Source organism: Pseudaeromonas pectinilytica, from assembly GCF_054780855.1.
The window spans coordinates 1-7852 of sequence record NZ_BAAGVN010000288.1; the positions used below are offsets into that span (position 1 = coordinate 1).

Annotated in this window: 7 protein-coding genes; 3 read left to right on the top strand and 4 right to left on the bottom strand. The window is 50.5% G+C overall.

The window, feature by feature from the left end:
- Nucleotides 1–164: 164 nt before the first annotated feature.
- Nucleotides 165–1028 (top strand): acyl-CoA thioesterase II, encoded by an 864-nt coding sequence (tesB, locus tag ACYVG7_RS11610; protein ID WP_460883272.1) that lies wholly within the window; start codon nt 165–167, stop codon nt 1026–1028.
- A 56-nt stretch (nt 1029–1084) separates the two neighbouring features.
- On the opposite strand, the gene crr is transcribed toward tesB, so the two are convergent.
- From crr to cysK, 4 genes are all read right to left on the bottom strand, one after another.
- The gene (crr, locus tag ACYVG7_RS11615; RefSeq protein ID WP_460883273.1) at nt 1085–1594 is read right to left on the bottom strand and encodes a PTS glucose transporter subunit IIA; all 510 of its coding nucleotides are present in this window, start codon (nt 1592–1594) and stop codon (nt 1085–1087) included.
- 44 nt (nt 1595–1638) lie between these two features.
- Nucleotides 1639–3366 (bottom strand): phosphoenolpyruvate-protein phosphotransferase PtsI, encoded by a 1728-nt coding sequence (ptsI, locus tag ACYVG7_RS11620; RefSeq protein ID WP_460883274.1) that lies wholly within the window; start codon nt 3364–3366, stop codon nt 1639–1641.
- Between the two features lie 52 nt (nt 3367–3418).
- A complete protein-coding gene (locus ACYVG7_RS11625) occupies nt 3419–3676 on the bottom strand; it encodes an HPr family phosphocarrier protein (RefSeq protein WP_460883275.1) in 258 nt (85 codons plus the stop codon).
- Nucleotides 3677–4102: 426 nt separating this feature from the next.
- A complete protein-coding gene (gene cysK / locus ACYVG7_RS11630; RefSeq protein WP_460883276.1) occupies nt 4103–5071 on the bottom strand; it encodes a cysteine synthase A in 969 nt (322 codons plus the stop codon).
- Between the two features lie 336 nt (nt 5072–5407).
- On the opposite strand from cysK, the gene ACYVG7_RS11635 reads away from it, so the two are divergent.
- Together ACYVG7_RS11635 and ACYVG7_RS11640 are read left to right on the top strand one after the other, a co-directional pair.
- Nucleotides 5408–6970: a L,D-transpeptidase family protein gene (locus ACYVG7_RS11635; protein ID WP_460883277.1), complete on the top strand. Its 1563-nt coding sequence runs from the start codon at nt 5408–5410 to the stop codon at nt 6968–6970.
- 232 nt (nt 6971–7202) lie between these two features.
- Nucleotides 7203–7751 carry a DUF882 domain-containing protein gene (locus tag ACYVG7_RS11640; protein ID WP_460883278.1) on the top strand — a complete coding sequence of 183 codons (549 nt, stop codon included), beginning with the start codon at nt 7203–7205 and terminating at the stop codon, nt 7749–7751.
- The last annotated feature ends 101 nt before the right edge of the window (nt 7752–7852 follow it).

Genomic DNA, 7852 nt, shown 5'->3' on the forward strand with positions numbered 1-7852 from the left:
TTAACATGAACCGCCGTATGCGGAACCGCATGTACGGTGGTGTGAGAGGACGGAGGCCGCGAGGCCTCCTCCTACTCGATGGCATGCGTGACCACAAATTTTAAAATGCTGGCCATTCTGGTAGCCTGCCGATTGGTTTCTTTCTTCTGTCAGAGAGTCATGTCATGACACAGGTACTCAATAATCTACTTTCACAGCTGGCATTGGAGCGCATCGAGGAAGGCCATTTTCGTGGTCAAAGCCAGGATCTGGGGTTCGGTGCTGTCTTCGGTGGCCAGGTGATGGGGCAAGCCCTCTCGGCCGCACAGCAGACCGTCGAGCCAGAGCGCATGGTGCACTCCCTGCATTGCTATTTCTTGCGCCCCGGCGATGTTAGCTGCCCGATTTTGTACGAGGTAGAACATATCCGTGACGGTAACACTGTCTCAACCCGGCGAGTGCAGGCGATCCAGCACGGCAAACCCATCTTCTATCTGAATGGTTCATTTCAACTGGAAGAGCTGGGACTGGATCATCAAGATGCCATGCCGGATGTCCCGGGACCTGAGGGGCTCAATAGTGAGCTGGAGTGGGCTCAAGAGCTTAAGGCCTTTATCCCGGCTTTTTTGCATGACAAGCTCTTGAGTGATAAACCCATTGAGATGCGCCCGGTTAGCTTTGTGAATCCGCTGCGAGCCGAAGCTTGTCCGCCGAAGCGTCATGTCTGGTTTCGGGCCAACGGCCAAATGCCCGATGAGCAGGCGATTCATCGTTATCTATTGGCTTATGCCTCGGACTTCAATTTTTTGCCAACTGCCCTGCAGCCCCATGGCGTAGCCTTCTTCGATGCAGGATTACAGGTCGCGACCATCGATCATGCGATGTGGTTTCATCGGGATTTCCGTTTCGACGACTGGTTACTGTATGCGGTGGATAGTCCAAGTGCCTCAGGGGGGCGGGGTCTGGTTCGGGGTCAGTTCTTTACCCGTGATGGCATGCTGGTGGCGTCGACTATTCAGGAAGGAGTTATCCGGCGGCGCACACGCTGATGGCGTAAGCACCATAAAAAAACCCGCCGAAAGGCGGGTTTTTTGTAGAAGTAAAATTACTTCTTGATACGCATCACCGGTGTTTCACCAACGGTTACTGCACCATTGAGCTTGATCAGCTCTTTGATGTCATCCATGTTGGAGATGACAACCGGAGTCAGAGTTGATTTTGCCTTGGCTTCCAGCAGAGCCAGATCGAACTCGATGATGGTGTCACCCTTCTTCACTTGCTGACCTTCAGCCGCGATACGGGTAAAGCCTTCGCCCTTCAGCTCGACGGTATCGATGCCGAAGTGGACAAATAACTCGATGCCGGAATCGGATTCGATGGAGAAGGCATGATTGGTTTCGAAAATCTTGCCAATAGTGCCATCGCAAGGAGCTACCATCTTGTTGCCTGCCGGCTTGATGGCAATACCGTCACCGACGATTTTTTCAGCAAAAACTACATCTGGGACATCTTCAATCGGAATAATTTCACCAGACAAGGGTGCAAAAATTTCGATGCCGCTGGTGTCAGCGCTGTCATCAGATACCAGTCGTCTCAGTTTGTCGAACAAACCCATAGCGTTAGCTCCTAAGAGTTGTTTTTATCTTATATGCAGTGATATTAACAGACAGCCTTTTGCTTCACAAAGGTATCCAGCACGGCTTCAACCTCAGCAATGGTAGCACAAGCCAACGCTTGGTCTGCCATGGCTTTGACTTCTGCATAATTGGCACTGCGTACCAGCTGCTTGACGCGCGGGATGGACATGGCGCTCATGGAGAACTCATCCAGCCCCATACCCAGAAGCAGCAGAGAGGCTCGATCATCACCGGCCAGTTCACCACACATCCCGGTCCACTTGCCTTCGGCATGGGACGCGTCGATGACCTGTTTGATCAGGGTCAAAACAGAGGGGGACAGCGGGTTATACAAGCCGGAGATCAACTCGTTACCCCGATCGACGGCCAAGGTATATTGCGTCAGGTCGTTGGTACCGATGGAGAAGAAGTCAGCTTCCTTCGCCAAATGGCGAGCGATCACGGCAGCGGCTGGCGTTTCAATCATCACACCGACTTCGATGGATTCATCAAACGGCAGTTGCTCATTGCGCAGCTCGGCCTTCAGCTCTTCAATTTCTTGCTTCAGTGCACGCAATTCTTCTACGGAGATGATCATCGGGAACATGATGCGCAATTTGCCATAGTTCGAGGCACGCAGAATAGCCCGCAACTGAGTGTGCATGATGTCTTTACGATCAAAGAAGATCCGGATGGCACGCCAGCCAAGGAAGGGGTTCATTTCCTTGGGGAATTTCATGTAAGGCAGTTCTTTGTCACCACCGATGTCCATGGTGCGGACAATGATCGGGTGATCCGACATGGACTCAGCCACTTCTTTATAGGCTTGATATTGCTCTTCTTCTGAAGGCAGAGCATCACGATCCATAAACAGGAATTCAGTCCGATAAAGACCGACACCTTCAGCGCCATTCCGGTGTGCGCCATCAATGTCTTTGATCGTGCCAATGTTGGCACACACTTCGACGCGATGACCGTCAGTTGTCTCCGCGGGCAGTTCTTTGAGTTTCGCCAGCTCGGCTTTCTCAGCTAAGAACTTGGCCTGAGCATCTTTCAGCTTGTTCAGTTCGTCTTCACTTGGATTGATCAGCACATGGTTGCGCAGAGCATCCAGCACCAAGAAGTCGCCAGACTTGACTTGTTTGGTAACGTCATTGGTTCCAACAATCGCTGGCAGCTCCAAAGAGCGGGCCATGATGGAAGTATGGGAGGTACGGCCACCAATATCCGTGACAAAACCACGCACGAAATTCAGGTTGATTTGGGCTGTTTCTGAAGGCGTCAGATCATGTGCGACCAAGATGACTTCTTCATCGATGGTGCTGAGATTGACGATTTCCATGCCCAAGGCATTTTTTACCAGACGGGTGCCGATATCACGGAAATCTGTGGCGCGTTCGCGCAGATAGGGATCATCCAGCTCTGCCATCATGGATGCGTATTGTTCAATCGCATGATGAATCGCTTTTTCTGCACTGAAACGCTCGTCGCGGATCAGAGTGACAATGTCGCCTTCCAGTTCTTCATCTTCGAGCAACATGATGTGCCCTTCGAAGATGGCCTCTTTCTCTTCACCGAATGTGCGGCCAGCCATCACTTTGATGGCTTCGAGTTGCTGAGACGATTTAGCGCGGGCGTCGAAAAAACGCGCTACTTCAGTCTCAATATTGGCCTCTGCAACGGATTCGTTGTTGATGACGATTTCATCTTCTTTGAGCAGGAGTGCTTTCGCAAACGCAATGCCCGGAGATGCCAGAATTCCAGAAATCATAGCCGTACCTGTAGTTGTGTGTGGATGCCAGAATGCTGAAGGGGGAGCTGGATTATTCCAGCTCAGCCATCAGAGCGACCAATTTTTCTACAGCCTTCTGAGCATCAGCACCATCAGCTTTGATCGTCACGGTAGTGCCTTTGGTCAGGCCCAGAGTTTGCAGCTTGAACAGACTCTTGGCGCTGGCGGATTTACCACCACTGACAACGGTAATTTCACTTTGGAACTCTTTGGCTTCTTTGACGAACTGAGCAGCCGGACGAGTGTGGAGACCGTTTTCAGCAGTAATGACTACAGATTTCTCAAACATTTTTCACCCCAATGTTGTTGATGATGATTTCAGGACGAATATTGAACCTGGAATCCTCGAGCGAGTTAAACGTGTTCGGTACTTATTGGTGTGCCTTGATTGTTGATAATTATTTGACCAGTAAGACCTCAACCGCACCGGATTATGCCTTGCTCTCGTGGTTGGCAAAAGGCCATACCGTTAGGATGCAACAAAAAATATCCATGCGTTACCTTTTGATACGTTAGCATTGAAAACCCTTGCGCCAAGTCAATGAAGGCAAATGAAACGTTTTGCATGGCATTATTCCACCGAGGGCAGACAACATATTTCTCTGTGTAAAATATGTTATTGGCAGCTTCTTTTGGGTATATAGCACGAAAAAAAGGCGCCGGATAAACCGGCGCCTCGTTTTTCGAGTAAAAATAATGAAAAATTAGCTCTGGATCAGGCTTGGAGTTCTTGCTCACCAAACTGGCCCTGGAATAAGACACTGGAGAGATAACGTTCGCCAGAGCTTGGGAGTATGACCACTATGGTCTTGTCTTTAAACTCTGGTAATTCAGCAATCCGGTTGGCTGCGACCACAGCTGCACCCGAGCTGATACCGGCAAGAATGCCCTCTTCCTGCATCAAACGGCGAGCCATCTCGACAGCTTCGTCACTGGTGACCTGCTCGACACGATCAAGCAAGGAGAGATCTAGGTTACCCGGAATGAAGCCAGCGCCAATGCCCTGGATTTTATGAGGGCCTGGTTTGATCTCTTCGCCAGCCAATTTTTGGCTGATAACCGGAGACTCCTTGGGTTCAACGGCAACGCTGGTAATAGCTTTACCCTGGATCTGCTTAATGTAACGGGAGATCCCTGTAATGGTGCCACCGGTCCCTACGCCAGCGACGATGACATCGACCTCACCATCGGTAGCATCCCAAATTTCCGGACCCGTGGTCTTGACATGAATTTCCGGGTTTGCCGGATTATCAAATTGCTGCAGCAGAATATACTTTTCAGGATCCGAGTCGCGAATTTCTTCCGCTTTGGCAACCGCGCCCTTCATCCCCAGAGGGCCTTCAGTCAGGACAAGATTGGCACCCAGAGCTTTCAGCAGCTTGCGCCGCTCCAGGCTCATGGTGGCGGGCATGGTCAAGGTAATGGCGTAACCACGGGACGCGGCCACGAAAGCCAGAGCAATACCAGTATTTCCACTGGTCGGTTCGATAATTTCCTTACCCGGGCCCAGCAATCCTTTCTTCTCGGCGTCCCAAATCATATTGGCACCGATACGGCATTTTACGCTGAAGCTGGGGTTCCGACTTTCTACCTTTGCCAGAACTCGTCCTTTACTGACCCGGTTCAGTTTGACTAAGGGCGTGTTTCCAATAGTCAGTGAGTTATCTTCGTACACTTTGCTCATGGCGCTGTCCCTATGTTTTCAGCAGATAAGGTTAGATTAATCATATAAACAGTAATCGGAAGTGACATTTAGTTATAAACATATGTTCTGTGAAACTATGTGATTGAGCTCGAGAAGGCATTGGTTCGAAACCGAGGATTGGGTTACGGTTGGCCGAGGTGTGATTCGATGTGACCTCGATCATGGCCTCCGTGGAAAGCGAATCCCCGGATTGACAGCTTGTTGTGAAACCTAAACACTGCAACGGGCTGGTATGGAACCAGTTTCTGCAGAACAGGATGTAGCAAATAACCCGTGAGGGATCAGCAATCGGGATCCCTCTACAGTGGAGGCAGGATGTTAGATAGGCAAGTCAATCGTTGGGGTATTGGATTTTGGATGCTTGGCGTCGCCATGTCGGGGCATGCGGTTGCCGTTGAGTCATCACCGGCGGCGACACCGCCTCGGCATGGTGAGGCAGTGGTTGTATTTTCTCCAACGTCCGTCTATCCCTTGCCCAGTGCTGAGGAAAGAAAAGAGCTGGCTCAGCAATTGTTGGAATTGGCGGTTGCTAATATTCATCCGCGATTCAATGAGCTCTGGCTGGCTTTGATGAATAGTCAGGATGCCGCTACTCAGGGTCGACTCTTTGCCGAGTCTTATATGACGCTGCAGCGGTTTCGGAGTCAGTGGCACCAGTTGAGCTGGGATGCCAGAGAGCGCCTTAATGTCCGGAAGTTCAATCTGCAGCCGACGCTAACGGATAGTGATGACTACCTTTTGTTGTTACAGCAAGGTGGACTCATGGCGACAGTAACTGCCTTGCGACCCCAGGAGCCAAATTATCTGGTCATGCGGCAGCAGTTAAATCATCTGCTGGATATGGCGCGTCAAGAACCCTGGCCAGATATTCCGGATGTGCGCCTGCATCCAGGGGAAAGCAGCGACAGCTTGCCGGTTATCAAGCAAGTCCTTTTGCGTTTGCAACTGCTCGAACAAGCAGACAGCGACACCCTGTATAACGATGAGGTGGTTGCCGCCATTAAAGGTTTTCAGCGTGCTCATGGATTAACGGATGACGGGGTCATTGGCCGCAAAACCTTAATGTGGTTGCGGGTTCCCCCTGAGCAAAAGGCGGTGATCCTGGCAAGAACTCTGCTTCGTCAGGATGTCGGTGATCAGCTGGATAGCGGACGCTATGTGTTGGTCAACTTGCCGGAGTATCAGCTCCGGGTCCTGGAAGGCGAACATCAATTGCTGAGCAGCCGGGTCATTGTGGGACAGCTGAAGCGTCAGACGCCGATCCTTTCCAGCCAAATTGCCAGTGTAGTGCTGAATCCGGCGTGGCATGTCCCAACTACCATATTGCGGCAAGATATAGTGCCCAAATTGTCACATGATCCGGACTATCTGCTGAAGGAACGATTTGATATTTACAGTTACGATGGTGCTAAGGTCGATCCAGCCTCTATTACGCTGGATGATGCGATTACCGCCGGCTTCCCTTATCGCTTGCGCCAGCAACCAGGTGATCATAATGCGTTGGGTCGTTATAAATTCTATTTGCCGAATGATGATTCCATCTATCTGCATTCCACCTCGAAACCCAGCTTATTCAACCATGATCTCCGGGCCATCAGCTCCGGGTGTGTGCGTGTTGAGCAGTCTGCCGATTTGGCGGAGTTATTACTTAAAGATTCAAAATGGAGTAAAGATAAACTGGATGCCATCTTGCAGAGCAAGGCAACCAAATGGGTACCATTAAATACCCCGGTTCCTGTATATACCGTCTATTGGCGCAGTTGGGTGGATGCCCAAGGCTTGCTGCAATTTCGAGACGATATCTACGGTTTTGATAGTGGCAAGATCGATGGCGATGGTCCCGTGATGCGAAGTTTGCGTCGCCATCAGAAGGTATAACCTGGAATAAGATCGTACTGATAACGCGCCTTGTGGCGCGTTTATTCTGTGCGATAGCTCATGATTCAATCGATTTTATCGACCAGAAAGGGTCCTTTGAGTCGTTATTCGAAATCGTTGTTTGACACTGGTTTTATCCAATCGTTATCTTCTTTGCCTACTGTTGGGCATAGAGTCGAGCCTGGTTAGTCCGTGCTTGTACGGGAAAACCCATGATGGGAGGGGCGTTCACATGTTGGATCTGGAAATCAGTCGTCGTCGTTTGTTGTTGGGCAGTGCCTGCTTGATGGCAGCAACTCTGTTGCCCGACACTGCGTATGCCAGTCGCACTGCTCCTGCCCGGCTGTTGCGTTTTTATAATCCGAATACGGGAGAACGCGCGTCCGCCTGTTATTGGGAAAACGGGCGCTATAACAAGGATGGTTTGCAAGAGTTTAGCTGGTTGTTTCGTGATCACCGTGCAGGCGATGTGCAATTGCTGATTGATGCCAAGTTGTTCGACCAGTTGTTTGAGCTGCAGCGTAAATTAGGCGTGCAAAAAGAAATTCATGTGATTTGTGGCTATCGCTCACAGCAAACTAATGCCGCGTTGCGTCGTTCCAGCCGAGGAGTAGCGAAGAAGAGTTTGCATATGTCTGGCAAGGCGGTGGATTTGCGTATTCCTGGAGTGGAGCTCAATCATATTCGTCGCGCTGCCTTGGCTCTGAACTCGGGGGGGGTCGGTTACTATCCCCGTTCCAATTTCGTTCATCTGGATACTGGGCCGAAAAGGCACTGGTAATTTGGATGACATAAAAAAACTTGATTACCACCATGATTCAGCCCTTCAGGACTACACTTAAAGGGTTCTGTTCTGGAGGGTTAAATCATGGCCAGAAACAA

Coding starts and splice junctions, on each gene's coding strand:
- tesB (WP_460883272.1), top strand. CDS start 165: ATGACACAGGTACTCAATAATCTACTTTCACAGCTGGCATTGGAGCGC.
- crr (WP_460883273.1), bottom strand. CDS start 1,594: ATGGGTTTGTTCGACAAACTGAGACGACTGGTATCTGATGACAGCGCT.
- ptsI (WP_460883274.1), bottom strand. CDS start 3,366: ATGATTTCTGGAATTCTGGCATCTCCGGGCATTGCGTTTGCGAAAGCA.
- ACYVG7_RS11625 (WP_460883275.1), bottom strand. CDS start 3,676: ATGTTTGAGAAATCTGTAGTCATTACTGCTGAAAACGGTCTCCACACT.
- cysK (WP_460883276.1), bottom strand. CDS start 5,071: ATGAGCAAAGTGTACGAAGATAACTCACTGACTATTGGAAACACGCCC.
- ACYVG7_RS11635 (WP_460883277.1), top strand. CDS start 5,408: ATGTTAGATAGGCAAGTCAATCGTTGGGGTATTGGATTTTGGATGCTT.
- ACYVG7_RS11640 (WP_460883278.1), top strand. CDS start 7,203: ATGTTGGATCTGGAAATCAGTCGTCGTCGTTTGTTGTTGGGCAGTGCC.